Consider the following 21,853-nt stretch of genomic DNA (forward strand, 5'->3'; position numbering starts at 1 on the left):
CAAAGAAAGGGGGCGGAGATTACTTGCAACATATAAGTGTGAGCGATATAAAAAACTTTTTGCAAGGGGAAGTAGTGAAGGGTTCTGAACGCTGGTCTGTCAAGCATGCCATATATTACAACCGACATGACCTAACACACAGTCACTCACTAATGTTTGTGAATAAAAGTGAAACAATCAACTGGCAAGAAATAGATCGTAAGGGACCATCTCTTGTCATTTCAGATAAACCATCAACAGAGTTGAAAAATGCCTTGAAGAATACGACTGTTATTCGTGTCAAGAGTACTGTTCAGGCATATTGGAAATTCATTGAATATTATAGAGGTCTATTTCAAATACCCGTCGTTGCTTTGACTGGAACATGTGGGAAAACCACAACAAAAGAAATGATCAAACACATAGCTAGTAAGGAATGGAATGTTCAAGCATCTGTAAGTAGTAAAAATGAGCCACGTCAATCCTTGCCCTATTTGACTGGTATCGATCAGCAAACAAAGGCAGCTATATTCGAGCTAGGTTTGGGGAATACAGGAAATATTAAACACCAGTGTATGATCTATCAGCCTACGATTGGTATTATTACGAATATTGGTGTACATCATCTTGATGGATGTAAAAGTCTTGATGGTTATATTAAAGCGAAGGCAGAAATTGTAGAAGGCATCACAAAAGGCGGCACATTAATCATAAATGGTGATGATGAAAACATTAAAAAAATCTCTCTGCATAAATTTAAGGGGAAGATTATTACCTTTGGAATACACGAAAATTCAGATTATCAAGCAAAAAACATCCAATTTACAAAAGACGGAATGAAATTCGTACTACAAGTATTGAATGAAAAGTACAATGTATTTGTTCCTGGATACGGTGAACACCAAGTATACAATGCATTAGCTGCTATCGCTGCCGCAAAGGAAATGGGACTTTCCATTAGTAATGCCATTTCTCGTTTAAGTACGTTTAAAACTATGGAAAGACACTTAGAATTTTCAACTGGTATAAGTGGTAGTACAATCGTAGATGATACATGGACAAATAATCCGACTTCTGTTGAAGCAGCATTAAAGGTTTTAGATTCGCTAGGGAAAGGGAAAAAGGTAATTCTTATTTTAGGTGATATTAAACGACTAGGTAATTTCGAAGAGAAATATCATCGAGAGATTGGCACAATGGTTGCCAAGAGAAATGTTCATACGCTAATTACGATTGGTAAACTAGCAGAAAATATAGCAAATCAAGCGTTAAAGGACGGTACAAAAGCTGAGGTTCATATGTTTAATGATGTCACAAGTGTTTTAGAGGTACTAAAGCCAAAGCTTGATCGAGATACAATTGTGCTTATTAAAGGCCCAATGTCCAGTAAATCCATGATTGAATTTGCGAATCAGTTAAAAAATAAATAATGGAAAAAGAAAGAAGCTTCCTTAAGGAATGCTTCTTTCTTTTTCAATATACAATATAAAATTCTATTGGTCATCTCAAATTTGAAGCACTTGAAATGATTCTAGTAAACTTTCTTAAAAAACACGTTTTGCTGTAATATAATGCTCTTTATAATAGTCTACCATTAGTACTCTTGTAGTAATACCACTAGAGCTTGGAATGATAATACGCTGATCTCCTGCATAGATAGCTACTAGTGAAGGGGTTTTAGAGCCTTTAACACTATTGAAGTACACCAAATCACCCTTTTTTAAATTGGTACGAGAAACCGTTGTACCAACATTCATTTGTTCCTTTAAATTGGTTGTACCAAGTTTAATTCCACTCTTACGATAGATAAAGTCTACAAATCCTGGCGCTGTAAAGCGAAGACTTGCTTCATTATTAGTAGAGCTGATTGTTACTTTATTTTTATAATTAAAGGCGTTTTCAACAATTTTATCGCCTTTCGTTGCAGGATTAGCTGATAGTAATGTAGGTAATACTCTACGAGCAGATACATAATTATCTTTATAATATGGTTTACTGTTTAAATCAGAAATAATGATATTTTGTTTTGAATCAGCCATGTGAATTATTTTATTGTCCCCGATATACATACCAACGTGGTCAGGGTCTGTCCCAGTTTTTTTGCTCTTAAAGAATAGTAAATCGCCTTTTTGTAATTGATTTCTTGCCACGTATGTCCCTTGCTGTATCATATAATCTTCATTATAAGTCCCAAGATCCACACCATTTTTCTCGAAAATGTACATTATAAAAGAGGCACAAGAAAATTTATATGGATATGTAGGCTTATATTCTGAATTACTGTATGTCGCCTTACCAATTAAGCTTTTTCCAGTTTGAATTAGTTGATCAGCTTTCGCAGAAACAGCCTGTGCGTTATTTTGAGCGTTTGTTGTTGCTGCCTCCACTGTGATTGGTTGAACAGTTGGTTGTACCATTCCTACCGTACTAAAACCTATCGTTAATGCTAATGTTGTTGTTAAAAATCGTTTATTCATAGTGTTATATTTCCTCCTGAAGCTATTGTTAGGATTAATCCTGATTTGGCTCGCCATTGGAATTAATCGTAGCATGAAAAACTAGGGCTTCTTCGAGGTAAATGTTACCATGCTCTTACTCGAATAGACTTTAATGCTTGGTATGACAGGCTTCGTCGCCTCACTTTACATTTTTATTACAAATGTTTCAGTGGGATGTATTCATTGTAGATTTGCTGTTTAAAATGAAAAATTCTTGAGTGATTATCGCTATTTTCTACATAATGCACGTAATTTGTCCTTTAGATAGGAATATTGGATAGAGCATCGAAATTTCGCTATATTATCTGCCGACATATCAAAAAAAGGATAGTTTCTGATAAAAAAGCATAATTTAATAAATAGAATACTAATTAAAGCGCATTTATTGTGAACTTTTCTGATAATAATCAACAATTAAATATATAATTCGAGTCATGAGAGGCTAAGAGTAGATATGTTATAGTAAGGATAAATTTACAGTAATATTATCTTACAATACAGGGAAATCCAGGGGATTAATCAGGTTTAAAGAAAGGGGAAATTGCTATGTTGCAGAAGCTTAGGTTCAAAACAATTCGAGCAAAAATTTTAAGTGCATTTTTTATAGTCGTATTTTTCATTGCAAGTTTTAATACCTATAGTTACTTCTCTAATCAGCGAGTTGTTTCAGCTGGAGAAGAAATAATTCATAAAGAGCTACAGTTACTAACAGCAATTGAAAAACTTGCTTCCTCTATTAGTGTGAGAACAGCTGCAGCTAAAAGCTATGTATTAACTGGTAATCAAAAGTATAAAAAGGAATTCGAGGATTATATTAAAGTCGCTGAAAAAAACAATGCTATTTTAGAAGAATTATTATCCGATGAAAATTTAAATAAGACAGTTGAAAAGGCAAGAGATTGGCGAAATTACGTACAGACGAAAGTCTTTGATGAGTATGATAAGGGCAACACAGAGCTAGCCATTCAAAACCTTAATTCCATTGATACGCTAGCTGTTGAAATTCGAACGGGTTATGAAGATACCGCCAAAGACAGAGAGGAATCTATTAATCAGCTTGGAAATGACATGATTGACGAGTCCAAAGTATCGATGCGTCTCGGATTATCCATTGGCATTTTGACTACTTTAATCGCTATTGTAACCGCTTATATAACAGCGCATATGATTGCAAGTCCACTAAAAGCAGTTATTGGTAAAATATCAAAAATGGCAGAGGGCGACATAAGCCAGCCGCCACTACCAGAAAGAATGCGGGATGAAATAGGATTACTTGTGCAATCGGCGAACGTGATGAATAGTAAACTTCATGCAGTCATAGGATCGATTCAAGAGGTTTCCCAAAATGTTGCGGCCAGTAGTGAAGAGCTTGCCCAATCGTCGTTAGAAGTAAAAACAGGTGCTGAACAGGTCGCTTTGACGATGCAAGAATTGGCAGGAGGTTCAGAATCTCAAGCCCATAATGCAAGTGACCTAGCTCAGATAATGGATTCATTTATCGTTAACGTACAGCAGGCAACTACTCAAGGGGTAGATTTAGAAGGCCATTCGAGGGACGTATTACAGCTAACAGTAAGTGGTCAGCAACTAATGAATGCCTCCACACAACAAATGCTGGCGATTGATCAAATCGTGCAAGAATCTGTCGCAAAAGTGGAAGGCTTAAATAAGCAATCACAAGAGATTTCAAAGTTAGTATCAGTCATTGATGATATTGCCAATCAAACCAACCTATTAGCGTTGAATGCAGCTATAGAAGCGGCTAGAGCAGGGGAACAAGGAAAAGGCTTTGCGGTTGTGGCAGATGAAGTGAAAAAGCTTGCAGAACAAGTATCCTTTTCCGTAACAGACATTTCATCGATCGTATCACGCATACAAAGTGAAACAGTCGGTGTAACGACATCACTACAAAAAGGCTACGCAGAAGTGAAAAATGGTACAGAGCAAATTACAGAAACACGTACAACCTTTGACAATATAGCCTCTGCAGTGGATCATATGTTTAGTAACATACAAGGGATTACTGAAAATTTACAAGGTATTTCCAAAACGACAGCGCAGATCAATCACTCTATTGATGATATCGCTGCTGTTTCTGAAGAGTCTGCAGCAGGTGTCGAGCAAACAACTGCAACAGTAGAACAAACAGTAGGAACAATGGACGAAATCGCAAGAAATACCGAGCAATTAGCAATCATGGCCGAAAATTTAAACAATCAAGTTCTACAATTTAAATTATAGAATGAACGCAGCCGTTTGAAAAAATGGCTGCTTTCTTTATGGTAAGTTTCGTTGAAGTGACGGATAGAATGTCTGGAGTGACGGATAGAAAGGCCGAAATGACAGATAGAGCAGCGACAGTGAAGGTAGAGCGATGAAACGACGGAAAGTAAGTGATCATCGCCGGATAGAAGTCTCGGAGCGAAGGAAGGAACAGCGAGATCGACAGATAAAAATGTCGAGAAGCCGGATAGAAATAGCGTCGACGGAAAGCAAGAGATCGCCGCCGGATAGAAGTCTCGGAGCGATGGAAAGAACAGAGGTATCGCCGGATAAAAATGTCGAAGAGCCTGATAGAAATAGCGTCGACGGAAAGCAAAAGATGCCGCCGGATAGAAGTCTCTGAGCGACGGGAAGAACAGAGGTATCGCCGGATAAAAATGTCGAGGAGCTGGATAGAAATAGCGGAGACGGAAGGCAAGAGATCATCGCCGGATAGAAGTCTCTGAGCGACGGAAGGAACAGAGGTATCGCCGGATAAAAATGTCGAGGAGCCGGATAGAAATAGCGGAGACGGAAGGCAAGAGATCATCGCCGGATAGGAGTCTCTGAGCGACGGAAGGAACAGAGGTATCGCCGGATAGGAGTCTTTAAATGCCGGATACGCTGGCTAAGGTGACGGATAGATCAGCAGGAACTTTCATTTATTAGCGAAAAATCAGTTGAATAGAAATGACTTCTATTCAACTGTATCTTCGACCAGAACATATGTGGGACCATTTAAATTTCCTGAATCATCTCAACTCGATTACCGAAGGGATCTCTAAATTCAAAGCGTTCAAAATGAGGAATAGGAACTGAATCGAAAATCTCTATATGATGTTCGGCAAATACTTTTTTCCAGCTCTCTATATTTTTAACTTGATAAGCAATATGCGCCTTTGTTGTTAACCTATCAAAACCATCCTCTGTTCCTACATGTACCTCTTTATTGCCAACTTGTAACCAAAAGCCGCCTCGTCCTTTTAGCGAGTCAGGCTTTTCAATTTCCTTAAGCCCTAAAACTTGGCAGTAAAAATGTTTCCCTTTTTCTTCCTCATCTTTTGGAATTGTTATTTGAACGTGATGCAGACCTATAACCATTTTTTATCCTCCTTTAATTCATCATCGATACTTACTTCTAGGATAATAATGCGAAATCCTTTAATTTGAAGAATGAATAGTACTTTTCCCCACGAATGAAGCCTTTGTAAAACCAGTAAGTAGTATTAGAGAATAGGCCCATAAAACCCATGAGGCGAAATAACGATCTAAATCATTCGATAAACTCGGAAAAACATTATCGAAAACTAATAATACGACTGCATCGATGAGCATTCCAGGAAAGACGATACAGATAGCAGCCAGTAATCGCGCTGTACCCTTTATCTTTTTCAAAGAATAAATAGGTATTGTCGCTATCCAAACGAGTGGAATAGCTAAAATGTAAGTAGCGATCATGAGGAAAGGTTCTTCAAAAGTAAAAAAGTAATGCCCTACTAATCGAAATATAGCACTTGCTAAAAGCCAAATTCCAAAACCCCAGCATAAAAAGAATGGCATTGTGGTTCCTCCTCAGTTATTTTCCTAGACGATGTAAAGTCTGAAGGATCGTTTCTAATTGCTGATAGAATGCATCTACATCGAAATCGTTCCGAATCATCACTTGTATAGCTATGCCATCGATAAGGGCGTTGAAGAAAATGCTCCAAGTTTCCATTGACACGCCATCGATTGGTGATGTAACCCATAATTTCTTTAAAACGTTACATAAATGTTCATTTTCAGCCTCTAAAATTTGTCCAATTTGCTGCTTTATTGTCGGGTTGGTAAAGCCAAAGACGAATAAAGTGAAAAATAATTTATGATAAAAAGCATCATTTTCATATCGACTTTTTGCAGAGAGAAGTGCAGATTGAATCATTTGATGATCGGTCGTCAGAATTTCCTCCCAAGAATTTTTACAAATGTCTTGGACAATTTCGAGAATTATTTGCTCTTTTGATTTGAAATGATAATAAATAGTTCCTTGTGTTACACCAGCTTGCTCAGCAACAGCTTTTAAGGTGAATTTTTCAATTCCTTTTTCTACTAAACTTTGCTTGGCAGCAGTTAATAAATCTGACTTTTCGATACCAGTAGGTTTTGCCATTTGTTTTACATCTCCTTTGATATTAGTTAGTTGGATAACTAACTATAAAATAACATAATATCCCACTATTTACAAGTTTGTTTTAGCTTTAAGACCAAGATATGGCATTTCTTCGCCTTCTTGGTCTTAATTATAAAGAGAGAAGTATGAAAAATGCTGGATCATATTATTTTCCAACAACTATTCATAGTCTAATTTTCGTTACTATTTTTAACTAGTTGAAGGAAAGTCTTGTTTACTTTTGAATGTCTTTAACGAGTAACATATTGCTGTTCTGTATATATCCAAGAGTACCGCGGGTAAAGATCAGAATTAGAAGAGCTAGAAATGCAACCCCTATTAAGAAAGGCAAATCTGTTTTAGTCAAAAGGGGTCTTGATAGATATGGCTGAATTGTACTAAAGGTATTTAAACTGGTGTGTAGCAAGATAACAATAAATAGGTTTTCTTGAGTACGATTGAAAACCCAAGTAAAGATGATTGAAATAGCTATACACGACAAGATAAAGATCGGTAAATTGATATAAAAAATAGATAACTCAGTTCCGGGTCCTCCCTTTTGTGCAACTGTTAAGAAATGAGGTAAATGCCACAAGGCCCATAGAACTCCAATGAATAAAGATGCCTTTAATGCCCCATATCTTAATTGCATTCGTGGTAAGGCAAAGCCACGCCAACCTATTTCTTCAGACAATGGTCCACCAAAAAAGAAAATAAGAATAAATAGTATTGGATAACTAACAAAGTATGAAGATGTCAGGTTGTGGAAGCTCGGTATTGTTCCACCGTTTAAAATAATTATTCCTAGAAACATCACAGCAGGAATACCAATGAAAATGAATAAATACCATCTAAATTTAACCTTAACTTGTATTAATTTTTTCAGTACATTTTTCCAGGATTCTTTACCTCCAATAGTGCGATGCATGATATAAGAAGCTAATAAAGGACCTACAAACGAATTAAGTGTGAAAAAAATACTAAAAGCACTAGTGTTGGGCAAAATGTTCCATTGCGATAAGATAAATGGAATTAATGTAATCCATGAGAACACATATGACATGACGAAGAAAGAGAGCAATGGTCGAGAATTTAATATTTTCTTTAAGTTCATTTTCTATTCTCCTTTTAAAAAAGTTTTTCATACCCAAGCCTTGAGCAAAGGGTCACTGACTTTTTTTAAATTACTATATGATTTAGATGTATTTTGAATCAAACAAATCTGAAAATAAATCTACTTTTCAGAAAAATATATGTTATAGTAAAACATAATTAAATATTGTGTAAGAGTTGGTGCCAAATGAAAGTTTGGTTTAAAAGGGAAGTCGGTGCAAATCCGACGCTGTCCCGCAACTGTAAATCGGAGCAAATCACAATTGCCACTGGGAAACTGGGAAGGCTGTGAGGCGTGTTGATGAGAAGCCAGGAGACCTGCCAATATCTAGTACACACCAAATACCTACGTGGAAATAGGTGGTGAGATGTGACCGTATCGGCCCTGTGCGACAATGAATAATACGATATTTTGAAATGATTTCGTATTGTTTCTTGATAGCTAATTTTGATATGCAATGACAGCCATTTTCCAAAAAAGGAGAGTGGCTTTTTTTATTTTTAATGATAGGAGAGATTAATATGGCGTATACAAGTACTACAGTTGGTTATCCGTATATCGGAGAGGATCGCGAATGGAAAAAGGCTTTAGAGGCTTTTTGGAAAAATGAGCTTTCAGAGGATGAATTTTTACAGCATTTAAAGGATATTCGCCTAGCTCGAATAAACAAGCAGCTTCGCCTCGGCATAGACATGATAACTGTTGGAGATTTCACACTTTATGACAGAGTGTTGGATACGGCAATGATGTTTGGCTTAGTTCCAAAGCGCATTGGCAGGGTGGCAAAGTTGATTTACAAACATACTATGGGGTAGCTCGCGGTAGTAAAGAAGCCGTGGCTAGTGAAATGACGAAATGGTTTAATACAAACTATCATTATATTGTGCAAGAATATGAGGGACAATCTTTACAATTGACATCAGCAACTAGCCTTACAATTACCGTTGTTCCCAACGACAACAATTGGGAGTTTTCCGCAATCAGACGAAGTCAAACGTATACGAAGTGCATGGCGAAAGAAACAACTTTCTAATGAGGATTATGCAGCGTTTGTCGAGCAAGAGACAAAGCGTTGGATTACTATTCAAGAGGAACTAGATATCGACGTTTTTGTACACGGTGAATTTGAGCGCACAGATATGGTTGAGTATTATTTCGGGGAAAAACTTACAGGTTTTGCATTTACGGAGAAAGCATGGGTTGTATCATATGGATCTCGCTGTTTGAAGCCACCGATTATTTACGGTGACGTTGCATGGGAAGCACCAATGACAGTCAAAGAAACAGCCTATGCCCAAAGCCAAACGAATCGCTATGTAAAGGGGATGCTCACAGGTCCTGTGACAATTTTAAATTGGTCCTTTGTACGAGATGATATTTCACGGAAGGATGTATCATATCAGATTGCTTTGGCACTTCGAAAAGAGATGGAAGCACTAGAAGCTGCGGGTATTTCAATTATTCAGGTTGATGAACCAGCATTACGAGAGGGCTTGCCACTTCGTAAAGAAAATTGGGGAGCTTACTTAGAGTGGACAGTGAATGCTTTTAAACTTGCTACATCTAATGTGAAGGATGAAACACAAATTCATACACATATGTGCTATTGTGAGTTTAATGATTTTATCGAGCCAATTAGTGCATTGGATGCTGATGTTATTTCAATCGAAACGTCACGGAGCCATGGCGAGCTGATTTCTTCTCTGCAAGTCAATCCATATGAAAAAGGGATTGGGCTAGGCGTTTATGACATTCATAGTCCACGTGTACCGAGTGAAGAAGAGATGCTGAGTATTATGCAGGATAGCTTACAGGTTTTATCAAAAAATCAATTTTGGGTGAATCCTGACTGTGGTTTAAAAACAAGGAAGGAATCAGAAACAGTTGCAGCACTGGCGCATATGGTAGCTGCAGCAAAAACTCTCCGACAACAAGTCCAACAATTGATACTTTAAGAAGAAACTTGACTTCTTTTTAGAGGTCAGGTTTTACTTTTTATTCGGCAGAAATTTTTATAGTAAAAGTGAAGTGGCAACTACAGAAGAAATTTAAGCGAAGGTAGCAGGGTTGAAAGAGACGATAACGTGGTCGAAGCGATGGATAGACTAGTCAAACAGACGCTTAGATGGTAGAAATACTCAATTATACCAGATACTATGGTATAATAATAAAAACGGAATAATAAGATAGAGGTACAAATCAGAAATTTGATTTGTTTAAAAGGGAAGATCGGTGCAAATCCGACGCTGTCCCGCAACTGTAAATGGGAGCACGTTTCAAAAGACCACTGTTATGAATTGTAATGGGAAGGTGAAAGGTGTGATGAACATAAGCCAGGAGACCTGCCTGTATCTAGTACAACCAAAAAACCTACGAGGATAGGGGGTGTTGAGTGTGACTAGAGAAATTCTCCTGCATGCTCATAGTACGATGATTGCTAAAAAGGTAGCTTCTATTTCTAATAGACAGCTTTATTCGCCATGGCAATCACCGTATTATGTCGTGTATTTGTCATAGTAGACATCTTTCTGAAGAAGGAAAGATGTTTTTTTATGCTAAAATTGAAGGAGTGTTACACATGAATCCACAAGTAATCGAGTATTATGAAAGTCTGTTGAAATTTGAAATTATGCAAAAGCAGTTTGATAATGCTTCTAAATCATTAAAAGAGTTAGTAGAACAGTATGTTGGTCAGGATGCTGTCCATGAGTATGATATTTTAACAGCTTATACAAATGTAATGAAAGAACTAATTGGGTAAAATGGATAGGCTACTGGAATGTTCATCATTTTGAAGGGGCATTGAATAGCCTTTTATATGAATCGTTAATTTAATATTGTCATTAAGAAAAAAGTGTCTTTCAAAAGGCACTTTTTTTCTTTTTATTTACTAGGACTTCATACATATTTCACTTTTTATCTATATAATAATTTTGCGCTTATTATTATAGATTGGAGAATTAAAATGAAAAATACGCTTTATCAGAGCTTTTGGCGAATGCACTTTTATGCAGCATTATTTATTACACCACTTCTTATTTCTCTAACCTTAAGTGGTATCGGTTTTTTATTTTATACCAATGTTGAAAATCAGTTATATGATAAATACTTTTTTGGTGAAAGTGGAAAAACCGAGGTACTATCTATTGATGATGCTGTTAAACTTGCAGAAGAATCATATGCAGGCTATAAAACCAATAAAATTATAGAGTTAGAAGAGCCTTACAATACTCGTTTATCAATGAAGAATGCAGATGGCAACGAAAAATATGTGTTTTTAGATCATCATAACCAAATTATCGGTGGTCAAGATGCTGGTTACACATTTGCAAATATTATGAGAAATGCCCATAGTTCCTTATTTATTGGGGGAACGGTCGTCAATTATTTAGTTGAATTAGCTGCGTGCTGGGCTGTCTTTTTATTGCTATCAGGCGTATACATGACAATTAAAGCAAGGCTATTAAAGAACACAAAGCAAACAAACAAACGTCAAAACAGTAGGAAATTTCATGCACTCGTAGGGACTATTATTACTATTCCCATGCTCGTTATCATTTTTACAGGCTTACCATGGTCTGCATTGATGGGGAAATTTATTTACCAAGCATCACAAGATCATCCGTCTTTCGGCACTCCATTGTTACAGCAACAGCCTCCTACATCTGACGTCAGTGAGATTCCGTGGGCTACTCGTCAAGAAGATGGGCCAAAGTCAGATTCAGGACATGCTCATCATGGTATGGGAGCAGATATGGGCTATATGGCTAATCCTAACCAATTAAGTGTGGAGAAGCTGCAAAATGAAATAGATGCCATGAATATATCAAAGCCATACGCTATTATTTATCCGACAAGTGAGGACGGTGTATATACTGTTGCCAAGTCTAGTAACACAGGGGTAACAGGCCTTGATGTTAGTCCGTATGATGAAACGACAATGTATTTTGATCAGTATAGTGGGAAATTTATAGACAAAGTTGGCTATGAGGACTATGGAATTCTTGCTAAATGGTTCACTTGGGGAATTCCATTGCATGAAGGTCATTTGTTTGGCTGGCCAAATAAATTAATAAATTTACTTGTATGTCTAGCATTTTTAGTAGTTATTGCTTGGGGAGTTAGAACATGGTTGCTACGAAAGAAGAAAGGTCTTCTTTCTGCACCACCTAAAATTTCTCAAAAGGTATCCATTCCTTTTGTCATTTTCATGATAATTTTAGGTATACTGATGCCACTTTTCGGACTTTCTTTAATTGCTGTCCTACTCGTTGAAATAATCATAAATTTGGCGACTAAAAATAAATTAGCGAAAAAAGAAGTTAATTAATTTTAAAGCGATACTGTGCCCTCATCCAATGGGGAAGCAGTATCGCTTTTCATCTTGGAGTAGGTTAAGAGGGAGGTAGTAGGTGCTTAAAGTCAGCCTTTCTTACCTGCTACTTAAAAATATTACCTATTTAAATATTGCAAAAACTAATTAAATTAGTTAAAATGATAATATGATTAGTTTAACGGAAGGGATTTGATATCGAATGAAAATTACAAAGATTGGTACAGTATTACAATTGTCATTTATGCCAAGAATATTTCCTGTTAATTGTTACTTTGTAGAAGAGGATAGCGAGCTTACACTGATCGATGCAGGATTACCATATAGTGCAAAAAGTATAATGAATGCAGCTAAAAATATAGGAAAACCGATTACAAGAATCATCATTACGCACGCACATAATGATCATATAGGAGCGCTAGACACGTTAAAAGAATTATTGCCAGAGAGTCAGGTGTGCATTTCTTCAAGAGATGCCCTATTATTGGAAGGAAATAGTACTCTGCTACCAAATGAAAAAAACACACCAATTCGTGGAGGTCTTCCAAAAAATATTAAAACCAAACCGGACTTATTGCTTGAAGAAGGTGATCGTGTTGGCTCATTAGAAGTGATTGCAACCCCAGGTCATACACCCGGTTCCATCTCTCTTTTCGACACACGTAATAGAAGTTTAATTGCTGGGGATGCCTTCACAACTAGAGGAAAGCTAGTAGTATCAGGAATGATGTATCCGTTGTTCCCGTTTCCTGCTCTAGCTACATGGGATAAAAGCACAGCTCTTAATAGCGCAAAAAAATTAAGAGATTTGAATCCAAGCTTACTTGCTGTGGGTCATGGAAAGATGTTGCAGCAACCCCAGGAGCTTTTGGATCTAGCAATAGCGGAAGCAGAAAAAATTTTTTACAATTAAAATAGAAAGGGAGCATAAAATGGCCCGTCGTATGAAGTTAGATTTATCGATTATTTTACAAAGTGCAACAGAGTTAGTTGATGAACATGGATTGGATCAACTTTCAATTGGATTATTAGCCGAAAAATTGGAGGTCCGGCCACCTTCCTTGTATAACCATCTTGATGGGTTAAATGAATTGAAGCAGAGGTTAGCCATTCAAGGAGTAAAAAAACTAAATGAATATATGCTTCAAGCTGCAGTGGGACGTTCAGGTGATGATGCCGTTCGTGCAATTAGTAAAGCATATATTCAATTTGTTAGGGAACATCCAGGGTTGTATGATGCTAGCACTCGCTATCCAGATGCTAACAATCAGGAACTACAGCAAGCTCAAGAATCTGTTGTGCAACTTGTTGTTCAAGTGCTAGATGCCTATAATTTGCAAGAAGAACTTGCAATTCATATGGTCAGAGGATTACGAAGTATTCTACATGGATTCACTTCTATTGAACAGATGGGTGGATTCGGGATGCCTCTTGACATCAACAAAAGCTTTTCAATCTTAATCAATACCTTTATTGAGGGCATTCATGCAGTTACGATTAATGAAAATCAATACAAGTAAATAAATGATAGATAAAAAGCTAGTATTGTTCAATGCCACAAAAACAAAGGAATAGATGTTGAAGTAGTAGATTTGTCTATAAATGAGTCTGCTGCTTTTTTTCATTTAGAAAGTAATTGTGAATCCGTAAACTATTTCGTACATGAATAAATTCTATAGTCTAAAACACCATCATAGTCTAAAATCATTTTAAAATGCTTATCCATTACCTCGTAAAGCTCAGGTTCTATATCCTTCGAGTGATGGAATTCAGGTAGGGAAGAGATTGATTTGTTTTTTTGTATACGAATATTTTTAAAGCCGGCCTGTTGAAACAAATCGACCCAATCTTTTTTCATTGAGAAGGTATCAAATCCATAAAACTGTTTGATTTCCTCTTCAATCTTTGTCTCAAGTCGTTTATTAACGGTAAATTCAATGGCAATAAAGCGACCGCCACTTTTTAATAAACGAAAGATTTCTTTCAGGGCACTAGGTTTATTGACAAAAGAAAGAACAGATTCAGAAATAATGAAATCAAATGTATTATCCGGTAATGGTGTTTGTTCTATTGAACACTGAATGATTCTTACGGGTAAGCGGTTTTTTTTCATTCTCCTTATAGCTTTCCCAATCATTATTGAATTGGTATCGATACCAGTTACTTTTGCTCCATATTTGGAGGCCAGATAGGCAGAGGTTTGGCCTGTACCACATCCTACATCTAAAATTTGGGAAGTTTTGCTGATGTTCTCTTTATTGAATATTTCCTTTGTAAGATTAATACCTCCAGGATGAGCCCCTCCAATACCGAATTTGGATAAAAAATCCAGATATTTGGAATTTTGAATCAGAACCACCTTCTTTTTTCGTCTTAATCGTATAATATGAAATTAAAACTAGTATGGTTCCTATTAGAGAGATAAAGCTGTCATGAAACCACCTTTATCCCTCGTTAACGGGTAGTAATGTATCTGTACTGAAAGCGAGGGATAGGTATAAGTTTCTCACTTTTAGATGTAAGTGAAGCAAAAACTGCCCGTAAAAGCCCGATTGGTGAAGACTAACAATCAGTGGGGATAGAGAACCCCACTGATTGAAGATTCACTTTATCCCTCATTAACGGGCAGTATTCTATCTGTACTAAAAGCGAAGCGATAGGTGCAAGCTTCTCCCTTTTAGATGAAAGTGAAGCGAAAAAACTGCCCGAAAAAGCCCGATTGGTGAAGCCTAACAATCAGTGGGAATAGAGAATCCACTGATTGAAGATTCACTTTACAGAAAAGGGCAGCGAAAATCACTAGATTTTAATATTTTTTACAAGATAAATTTGTATAATATTTTTTAGCAACATCTCCGAATGTCTAAGCCATAAAAAAATACGGACATATACTATTTTAAAGTTTTCTAATAGGGGGTGAATTGATGTTTTTTCCGCCGAATCCTGGAAGGGGACCATTTCCGCCAAGATACAGACAAGGTTTTGGTCCTCCTAATCTAGGTAGACAACAGCAACCTTTCCATTACCCTAATCAACAACCACAAGCCTCTAGATTTGGAAGATTACCACAACATATAAATACAATTATGGGCCATGCGGGAACAATAACAAATGGCGTTGGTATGTTAAGACAAATGGGATCACTTTTAAGATTCTTTAGATAGTGTTTAATAGTGTTCATAGGAAAAGCCATGAAACGTTGAATTAATAGCGTTTCATGGCGCTTTTTGTACTCCCTAACTTTGATTTGGGAACGTTATTTTTTGTTTTTGTACAGATTAATCATTAAATTAGTTTCGAAAAAATAACCATCGTTAATGGAATTGCTGTAATCATAATGCAAAATAAAACTAATAAAACTTGCGTAGCGCTTAAAGTAATAGGTCCGAGTAATCCAGTTAGTAGAAACAGGGTCTGTATATTTTTATGCTTGGAAAAGTTGCTTTTCAATGAGCGAACGATTTTTCTCTTTAAATATTTCATTATGTGACGAAACAACCCCGTGGCGATAAGCAGACGGTTCTAAATACGTTTTAATGGAGTTTACGGCATTGGCTGCATCCTGGAAGGTACCTAGGAGAAGATGAATTTTTCCCTCAAACGCTAAAATATCTCCTGCTGCAAATATCCCGGGCTGTGCTGTTTCACCTGTTGCTTTCCCTTCAAAATAATAATCATCTTTTTTGGGTAGGGCGATGGCTTGATCTAATACAAGTGATGCTTCGCGGTTATAGCCATGGCTAACAATAACCTCATCGATTTGACGTGTGTAGCTTTGCTTTGTCTTCGAATTTTTACACGTAACGAGTTGAATAGCTGTTTTGTCGACATTGGCCGTCAATTTTGTAATCGTTGTATTACATTCAATCTGTACTCCTGCATCTAATGCCTCTTGAATTGTTGCTTCGTGAGCAGAAAGCTTATCTTTACGATAAACAACCGTTACGTTTTTAGCGATTGGAATAAGTTCAACTGCCCAATCAATGGCCGCATTGCCACCACCAGAAATAATGATATCCTTATCCACAAAGCGTTGATAGGATTGCACGGTATAGTGTAAATTTGTCATTTCATATTTTTCTGCACCTTCTAGTGACAGCTTTTGAGGATTAATAATACCACCGCCAACTGCTAAAAGAACTGTTTTTGAGTAATGTTTATCGCCTTGTGCAGTATGGAGAACAAAAATATCTTCTTGGCGTTCTATAAAATCAATTTTTGTGCCTGTTAAAATGGTTGGATCAAACGTTTTTGCCTGCGCAATTAATTGTTTTACAAATTGCTCACCTAACACAGGAGGGTGACCACCAATATCCCAAATTAACTTTTCAGGGTACAGTAAAACTTTACCACCAAGCTGTTGTTGACTTTCAATTAACTTCGTTTTCAAACCTCGTAAACCACTATAAAAGGCACTATATAAGCCTGCAGGGCCACCGCCAATAATTGTCACATCGTATATATGTTGCATTTAAACCGCCACATCCTTCAAAAATAATAAAAAAGTATTTGACAAAAACTTATTGGAAAACTAGACTAACTTTAGTGATAATGATTATCATTATCGTCTACTAAACATCATATCATGGAAAGTAGAAAAGGGAAAGAGAGGTTACGTTTTGCGTTTACAAGTTGAATCGATTCGTATTGGCTATGAGAACAAAACGATTGTGCAAGATTTATCGCTGCAAATTCCAGACGGCAAAATAACGACGATTATTGGTTCTAATGGCTGTGGTAAATCTACACTTTTAAAGGCTATTACAAGAATTTTGAAGCATGAAAGTGGACAGGTCATTTTAGACGGTCAAAATATTTCCAAGATGAACACGAAGGAATTAGCAAAAGAGCTGGCTATATTGCCACAAAGCCCCGAAAGTGCACATGGTTTAACTGTGGAAGAACTTGTGTCCTACGGTCGTTTTCCATATCAAAAAGGCTTCGGCAATTTATCGCAAAAGGATAAAGAAGTCATTGACTGGGCTTTAAGGGTTACAAAAACAGAAGACTTCCGCCTGCAATCGGTCGATGCCTTATCAGGTGGGCAACGTCAGCGCGTGTGGATTGCGATGGCATTAGCACAAGAAACCGATATTATTTTTTTAGATGAGCCAACAACGTACTTAGATATGGCACATCAATTAGAGGTTTTAGAATTGCTATATAAGCTAAATGAAGAAGAAGGACGCACAATTGTCATGGTGCTTCATGATTTGAATCAAGCAGCACGTTTTTCAGATTATATTGTGGCACTGTCAAAAGGAGAGCTTGTGAAATTTGGAACAGCTGAGGAAGTAATTGTTCCGGAAGTATTAGAAAAAGTGTTTCATATTGATGCGGTCATTGGCAAAGATCCACGAACAAACAAGCCAATGTGCATTACATATAACTTATTAGAATTTGTATAAAAGGGGATATAGCAATGAAAAAGTGGTTATTACCAATGTTTATGATGGTCGTACTAGTGCTAGCAGCGTGCGGCAATAAAGAAGATAATTCAAAGAAAGATGAGGGTTCTATAGAGGCATCATCAGCAGAAACGATTACCTATCAATCAGAAACGGGTCCTATTGAAGTACCAACTCACCCAAAACGCGTAGTGGTGTTATCTTCATTTGTTGGGGATTTACTACAGCTTGGCGTTAATGTTGTGGGTGTTGATGCATGGGCTGCAGATAATCCAAACTTCCAAGAGGACATTAAAAATGCAATGGTTGTTGAGAATACGGATATCGAAAAAATTATCGAGCTTGAGCCAGATTTAATTATTGGTTTAAATGGTATTGAAAATGCGGATAAATTAGCAGAAATTGCACCAACTGTGTTATTCACTTATGGTAAAGTGGATTATTTACAGCAATTTATCGAGATCGGTAAAGTTGTCAACAAAGAAAAAGAAGCAACTGAATGGGTAGAAGATTTTAAAGCGCGTGCTGCAGAAGTAGGTACGAAAATTAAAGAAAAAATCGGTGAAGATGCAACCGTTACTGTTGCAGAAATGTTCAATAAGCAATTGTATGTTTATGGTGATAACTGGGGTCGTGGGACAGAAATTTTATATCAAGAAATGGGCTTGAAAATGCCTGAAAAAGTAAAGGAAGATGCTTTAAAACCAGGTTATTTTGCAATTTCTCAAGAGGTATTAGGGGAATACGCAGGTGACTATGTGATTTTCAGTATGTTTAAAGATCAGGGTAGTTCTGTTACAAATGCCGCATGGTTTAAGGATTTAGAAGCGGTGAAAAATGGTCATTTATTCGAAGTGAATGCCAACGCATTTTACTTTAATGATCCAAAAACATTAGAATATCAACTAAATTTCTTTAAAGAGAAGTTTTTACAATAATTTTAGTAGAGAGTAGCGAAGGCAAATGACAAAGTTTCGACATTTCCCATTCGGGCTTAAGGTGTTGCTTGCACTGATATTATTAGCGGTGACCGTTACGATCTCGCTTTGTGTCGGCGCGGCAAATACGAGCATTCAAGATGTCTATCAAGCGATTGTAGGACAAAGTGGTGGCAAGCATTATGCTATATTACGTGAAATTCGATTTCCTCGAATTATTGCTGCTATTTTTGTGGGCAGTGCACTCGCAGTCGCTGGGGCTATTATGCAAGGGGTTACAAGAAATCCATTAGCAGATCCAGGGCTTCTTGGTCTAACAGCAGGTGCAAATGCGGCACTTGCATTAACGATGGCATTTATCCCTAACACCTCTTTTTATATGCTTATCTTTGCATGTTTCGTAGGTGCAGGAATAGGGATGGTAATTGTCTATGGTATTGGTGCTTCTACAAAAAATGGCTTTTCACCATTAAAGCTTGTCTTAGCTGGTGCGGCGGTATCTGCGCTATTACAAGCAATAGCGGATGCTACGGGAATATTATTTCAAATTTCCAAAGATGTTTCGATGTGGACAAGTGGTGGTTTAATCGGCACAACATGGCAAGCTTTAGTGATTGTTCCTTTTATCGTAATAGGACTAGTGGTTGCGTTTGCGTTTAGTCGTCAGTTAACCATATTAAGTCTAAATGAAGAGGTAGCTGTTGGATTAGGGCAAAATACAACTGTCATCAAAGGAATGATGATGCTCGTAGTTGTAGTATTAGCAGGTTCCGCAGTAGCACTTGTAGGTAATCTAGCATTTGTTGGTTTAATGGTGCCGCATATTGTCCGTGCCATTGTTGGCACAGACTATCGATTTGTTTTACCGATGAGTGCCATTGTCGGTGGATGGTTAATGGTAACAGCGGATTTTGCAGGTCGAATGATTAATGCCCCATATGAAACACCGGTAGTTGCCATTATTTCAATTATCGGCCTTCCATTCTTCTTACTTCTTGTGCGGAAGGGAGGTCGTCAGTTTGTTTAATGTTGTGCGGAGAAAACAACATAGATGGTTAATAGCTTGGATAGTATTCACGATCGTAATTTTTATCATGGGTATTTCAATGGGGGCTGCCTCGGTTTCAATTGACCGGATAATACCGATTTTACTGGGAGACGGTAGTTTTAAAGAATCCTTCGTTTTGTTTTCTGTTCGTTTGCCAAGAATGTTTGTATTGGCAGCTACGGGGATGGCGTTAGCATTGGCTGGAGCCGTTTTGCAGGGAGTGACACGGAATGATTTAGCGGACCCTGGTATTATCGGGATTAATGCTGGGGCAGGCGTTGGGATTACACTTTTTTATTTATTTGTAGATGGTGATCTACCTAACTTCGCGTATGTGCTGCCAGTTGTAGGATTTTTTAGCGCTTTATTAACAGCATGCTGCATTTACTTTTTCTCGTATAAGCGCAATGAAGGTGTACAGCCGGTTCAACTTATTTTAGTCGGCGTAGGTGTTGCCTCTGCCTTATTCGGTGTGATGATACTGTTAATTTCCTCAGCTGAACGTAGTGATGTGCAGTTTATAGCGCAATGGCTTGCAGGCAGTGTTTGGGGAACAGATTGGCCATTCTTTTGGGCTTTATTGCCATGGCTAGTGTTAGGCACTCCGTTTATCTTTTATAAGGCAAATGTGTTGAACGTACTTGCGATGACTGAACAAACGGCAGTTGGTCTAGGCATGAACATCGAGCGAGAACGTTTACAATTATTAGTGGTCTCTGTTGCATTAGCTGCGGCTGCCGTATCGGTGACAGGAGGTATTGCCTTTATCGGTCTTATGGCCCCTCATATCGCAAAGCAGCTTGTCGGACCACGCTTCCAGTTCTTTTTACCGCTCACATTATTTATAGGCGCAAGCTTACTAATGCTGGCGGATACGATTGGCCGAGTAGCCATTGCAAGCGCAACAGTACCAGCAGGTATTGTCGTAGCATGTATCGGTGCACCCTATTTTTTATATTTACTCCAAAAAAACGACTGAATGGCTTAGGCTGTTCAGTTGTTTCTTTTTTGTGAAGGCGGAGATAGGATGGCGCGAGTGACGGATAGAAAGGACGAGCTGACGGATAGAAGTCTCGAAGCGAAGGAAAGAACAGAGGAAGCGCCGGATAGAAAGCTCGAGGAGACGGATAGAATTAGCGGTGAAGGAAAGCAAGGCCGTCCCGCCGGATAGAAGTACCGGAGCGAAGGAAAGAAAAGAGGAAGTGCCAGATAAAAAGCTCGAGGAGACGGATAGAATTAGCGGTGAAGGAAAGCAAGGCCGAACCGCCGGATAGAAGTCTTGGAGCGAAGGAAAGAAAAGAGGAAGTGCCGGATAGAAAGCTCAAGGAGACGGATAGAAATAGCGGTGACGGAAAGAAAGGCCGTCCCGCCGGATAGAAGTCTCGAAGCGAAGGAAAGACCAGAGGAATCGCCGGATAAAAAGCTGGAGGAGACGGATAGAAATAGCGGTGACGGAAAGTAAGGTCGCACCGCCGGAAAGAAGTCTCCAAGCGAAGGAAAGACCAGAAGAATCGCCGGATAAAAAGCTGGAGGAGACGGATAGAATTAGCAGTGACGGAAAGCAAGGTCGCACCGCCGGATAGAAGTCTCGAAGCGAAGGAAAGACCAGAAGAATCGCCGGATAAAAAGCTCGAGTAGACGGATAGAATTAGCGGTGACGGAAAGCAAGGTCGCACCGCCGGATAGAAGTCTCCAAGCGAAGGAAAGACCAGAAGAATCGCCGGATAGAAAGCTCGAGTAGACGGATAGAATTAGCGGTGACGGAAAGCAAGGTCGCACCGCCGGATAGAAGTCTCGAAGCGAAGGAAAGACCAGAGGAATCGCCGGATAGAAAGCTCGAGAAGACGGATAGAATTAGCGGTGAGGGAAAGCAAGGCCACATCGCCGGATAGAAGTCTCGAAGCGAAGGAAAGAACAGAGGAGCAGCTGGATAAAAAGCTCAAGGAGACGGATAGAAATAGCGGTGACGGAAAGATAGGCCGCATCGCCGGATGGAAGTCTCCAAGCGAAGGAAAGAAAAGGGGAGTCGCCGGATAAAAAGCTCAAGGTGACGAATAGAATTAGCGTGACGGAAGGTAAGGTCGCACCGCCGGATAGAAGTCTCCAAGCGAAGGAAAGAACAGA

The 21,853-nt window shown here is 38.1% G+C and carries 21 protein-coding genes, 1 pseudogene and 2 riboswitches; of the genes and pseudogenes, 14 read left to right on the top strand and 8 right to left on the bottom strand.

Going from position 1 to position 21,853, the window contains the following annotated elements:
* Positions 1-23 precede the first annotated feature (23 nt).
* Complete coding sequence (locus ACIQXF_RS19610) at positions 24-1,409, top strand: UDP-N-acetylmuramoyl-tripeptide--D-alanyl-D-alanine ligase (protein ID WP_402786386.1); 1,386 nt, start codon at positions 24-26, stop codon at positions 1,407-1,409.
* A gap of 114 nt (positions 1,410-1,523) precedes the next feature.
* Here the strand turns inward: ACIQXF_RS19610 and ACIQXF_RS19615 are convergent, their stop codons facing one another.
* Positions 1,524-2,456, bottom strand: coding sequence for a C40 family peptidase (locus tag ACIQXF_RS19615; RefSeq protein ID WP_402786389.1), 933 nt, complete (start codon positions 2,454-2,456; stop codon positions 1,524-1,526).
* Positions 2,457-3,023: 567 nt separating this feature from the next.
* Between ACIQXF_RS19615 and ACIQXF_RS19620 the strand changes: the two genes are divergently transcribed.
* The gene (locus ACIQXF_RS19620) at positions 3,024-4,718 is read left to right on the top strand and encodes a methyl-accepting chemotaxis protein (RefSeq protein ID WP_402786392.1); all 1,695 of its coding nucleotides are present in this window, start codon (positions 3,024-3,026) and stop codon (positions 4,716-4,718) included.
* 759 nt (positions 4,719-5,477) lie between these two features.
* On the opposite strand, the gene ACIQXF_RS19625 is transcribed toward ACIQXF_RS19620, so the two are convergent.
* The 4 genes from ACIQXF_RS19625 to ACIQXF_RS19640 all read right to left on the bottom strand — a co-directional run bounded on the left by ACIQXF_RS19625 (position 5,478) and on the right by ACIQXF_RS19640 (position 8,002).
* Positions 5,478-5,840: a VOC family protein gene (locus ACIQXF_RS19625; RefSeq protein ID WP_402786395.1), complete on the bottom strand. Its 363-nt coding sequence runs from the start codon at positions 5,838-5,840 to the stop codon at positions 5,478-5,480.
* A 60-nt stretch (positions 5,841-5,900) separates the two neighbouring features.
* Positions 5,901-6,299, bottom strand: a complete 399-nt coding sequence (locus ACIQXF_RS19630) for a DUF5367 domain-containing protein (protein ID WP_402786398.1) — start codon at positions 6,297-6,299, stop codon at positions 5,901-5,903.
* Between the two features lie 16 nt (positions 6,300-6,315).
* Positions 6,316-6,888, bottom strand: coding sequence for a TetR/AcrR family transcriptional regulator (locus tag ACIQXF_RS19635; protein ID WP_402786401.1), 573 nt, complete (start codon positions 6,886-6,888; stop codon positions 6,316-6,318).
* Between the two features lie 235 nt (positions 6,889-7,123).
* Positions 7,124-8,002, bottom strand: a complete 879-nt coding sequence (locus ACIQXF_RS19640; protein ID WP_402786404.1) for a CPBP family intramembrane glutamic endopeptidase — start codon at positions 8,000-8,002, stop codon at positions 7,124-7,126.
* Between the two features lie 160 nt (positions 8,003-8,162).
* A riboswitch (cobalamin riboswitch) is annotated at positions 8,163-8,341 on the top strand.
* 182 nt (positions 8,342-8,523) lie between these two features.
* On the opposite strand from ACIQXF_RS19640, the pseudogene metE reads away from it, so the two are divergent.
* From metE to ACIQXF_RS19670, 6 genes and pseudogenes are all read left to right on the top strand, one after another.
* Positions 8,524-9,957: pseudogene (metE, locus tag ACIQXF_RS19645) on the top strand (5-methyltetrahydropteroyltriglutamate--homocysteine S-methyltransferase).
* 218 nt (positions 9,958-10,175) lie between these two features.
* Positions 10,176-10,366: riboswitch (cobalamin riboswitch) on the top strand.
* 30 nt (positions 10,367-10,396) lie between these two features.
* The gene (locus ACIQXF_RS19650; protein ID WP_370044855.1) at positions 10,397-10,519 is read left to right on the top strand and encodes a hypothetical protein; all 123 of its coding nucleotides are present in this window, start codon (positions 10,397-10,399) and stop codon (positions 10,517-10,519) included.
* A gap of 61 nt (positions 10,520-10,580) precedes the next feature.
* Positions 10,581-10,763, top strand: a complete 183-nt coding sequence (locus ACIQXF_RS19655; RefSeq protein ID WP_402786408.1) for a hypothetical protein — start codon at positions 10,581-10,583, stop codon at positions 10,761-10,763.
* 204 nt (positions 10,764-10,967) lie between these two features.
* Positions 10,968-12,332 carry a PepSY-associated TM helix domain-containing protein gene (locus ACIQXF_RS19660; RefSeq protein WP_402786411.1) on the top strand — a complete coding sequence of 455 codons (1,365 nt, stop codon included), beginning with the start codon at positions 10,968-10,970 and terminating at the stop codon, positions 12,330-12,332.
* A gap of 205 nt (positions 12,333-12,537) precedes the next feature.
* Positions 12,538-13,248, top strand: coding sequence for an MBL fold metallo-hydrolase (locus ACIQXF_RS19665; protein ID WP_402786414.1), 711 nt, complete (start codon positions 12,538-12,540; stop codon positions 13,246-13,248).
* A 31-nt stretch (positions 13,249-13,279) separates the two neighbouring features.
* On the top strand, positions 13,280-13,855 hold the full coding sequence (locus ACIQXF_RS19670) for a TetR/AcrR family transcriptional regulator (protein WP_402786417.1): 576 nt from the start codon (positions 13,280-13,282) through the stop codon (positions 13,853-13,855).
* Between the two features lie 131 nt (positions 13,856-13,986).
* On the opposite strand, the gene ACIQXF_RS19675 is transcribed toward ACIQXF_RS19670, so the two are convergent.
* The gene (locus ACIQXF_RS19675) at positions 13,987-14,694 is read right to left on the bottom strand and encodes a class I SAM-dependent methyltransferase (protein ID WP_402786420.1); all 708 of its coding nucleotides are present in this window, start codon (positions 14,692-14,694) and stop codon (positions 13,987-13,989) included.
* A 565-nt stretch (positions 14,695-15,259) separates the two neighbouring features.
* On the opposite strand from ACIQXF_RS19675, the gene ACIQXF_RS19680 reads away from it, so the two are divergent.
* Complete coding sequence (locus tag ACIQXF_RS19680) at positions 15,260-15,499, top strand: hypothetical protein (protein ID WP_402786423.1); 240 nt, start codon at positions 15,260-15,262, stop codon at positions 15,497-15,499.
* A 260-nt stretch (positions 15,500-15,759) separates the two neighbouring features.
* Here the strand turns inward: ACIQXF_RS19680 and ACIQXF_RS19685 are convergent, their stop codons facing one another.
* A complete protein-coding gene (locus tag ACIQXF_RS19685) occupies positions 15,760-16,806 on the bottom strand; it encodes an NAD(P)/FAD-dependent oxidoreductase (RefSeq protein ID WP_402786426.1) in 1,047 nt (348 codons plus the stop codon).
* Between the two features lie 148 nt (positions 16,807-16,954).
* On the opposite strand from ACIQXF_RS19685, the gene ACIQXF_RS19690 reads away from it, so the two are divergent.
* The 5 genes from ACIQXF_RS19690 to ACIQXF_RS19710 are packed head-to-tail and all read left to right on the top strand — an operon-like array spanning position 16,955 to position 20,900.
* Positions 16,955-17,743, top strand: coding sequence for an ABC transporter ATP-binding protein (locus tag ACIQXF_RS19690; protein ID WP_402786429.1), 789 nt, complete (start codon positions 16,955-16,957; stop codon positions 17,741-17,743).
* Positions 17,744-17,757: 14 nt separating this feature from the next.
* Positions 17,758-18,681: an iron-hydroxamate ABC transporter substrate-binding protein gene (locus tag ACIQXF_RS19695; protein WP_402786432.1), complete on the top strand. Its 924-nt coding sequence runs from the start codon at positions 17,758-17,760 to the stop codon at positions 18,679-18,681.
* Positions 18,682-18,706: 25 nt separating this feature from the next.
* The gene (locus tag ACIQXF_RS19700; protein ID WP_402786435.1) at positions 18,707-19,708 is read left to right on the top strand and encodes a FecCD family ABC transporter permease; all 1,002 of its coding nucleotides are present in this window, start codon (positions 18,707-18,709) and stop codon (positions 19,706-19,708) included.
* Positions 19,701-20,708 carry a FecCD family ABC transporter permease gene (locus ACIQXF_RS19705; RefSeq protein WP_402786438.1) on the top strand — a complete coding sequence of 336 codons (1,008 nt, stop codon included), beginning with the start codon at positions 19,701-19,703 and terminating at the stop codon, positions 20,706-20,708. Before ACIQXF_RS19700 ends, ACIQXF_RS19705 begins: the two co-directional genes overlap by 8 nt.
* A gap of 57 nt (positions 20,709-20,765) precedes the next feature.
* Positions 20,766-20,900, top strand: a complete 135-nt coding sequence (locus ACIQXF_RS19710; RefSeq protein WP_402786441.1) for a hypothetical protein — start codon at positions 20,766-20,768, stop codon at positions 20,898-20,900.
* Between the two features lie 683 nt (positions 20,901-21,583).
* Here the strand turns inward: ACIQXF_RS19710 and ACIQXF_RS19715 are convergent.
* A partial coding sequence (locus ACIQXF_RS19715; RefSeq protein WP_402786443.1) for a hypothetical protein occupies positions 21,584-21,853 on the bottom strand: 270 nt, incomplete at its 5' end.

Source organism: Lysinibacillus sp. NPDC097231, assembly GCF_044761885.1.
Taxonomy (GTDB): domain Bacteria; phylum Bacillota; class Bacilli; order Bacillales_A; family Planococcaceae; genus Lysinibacillus.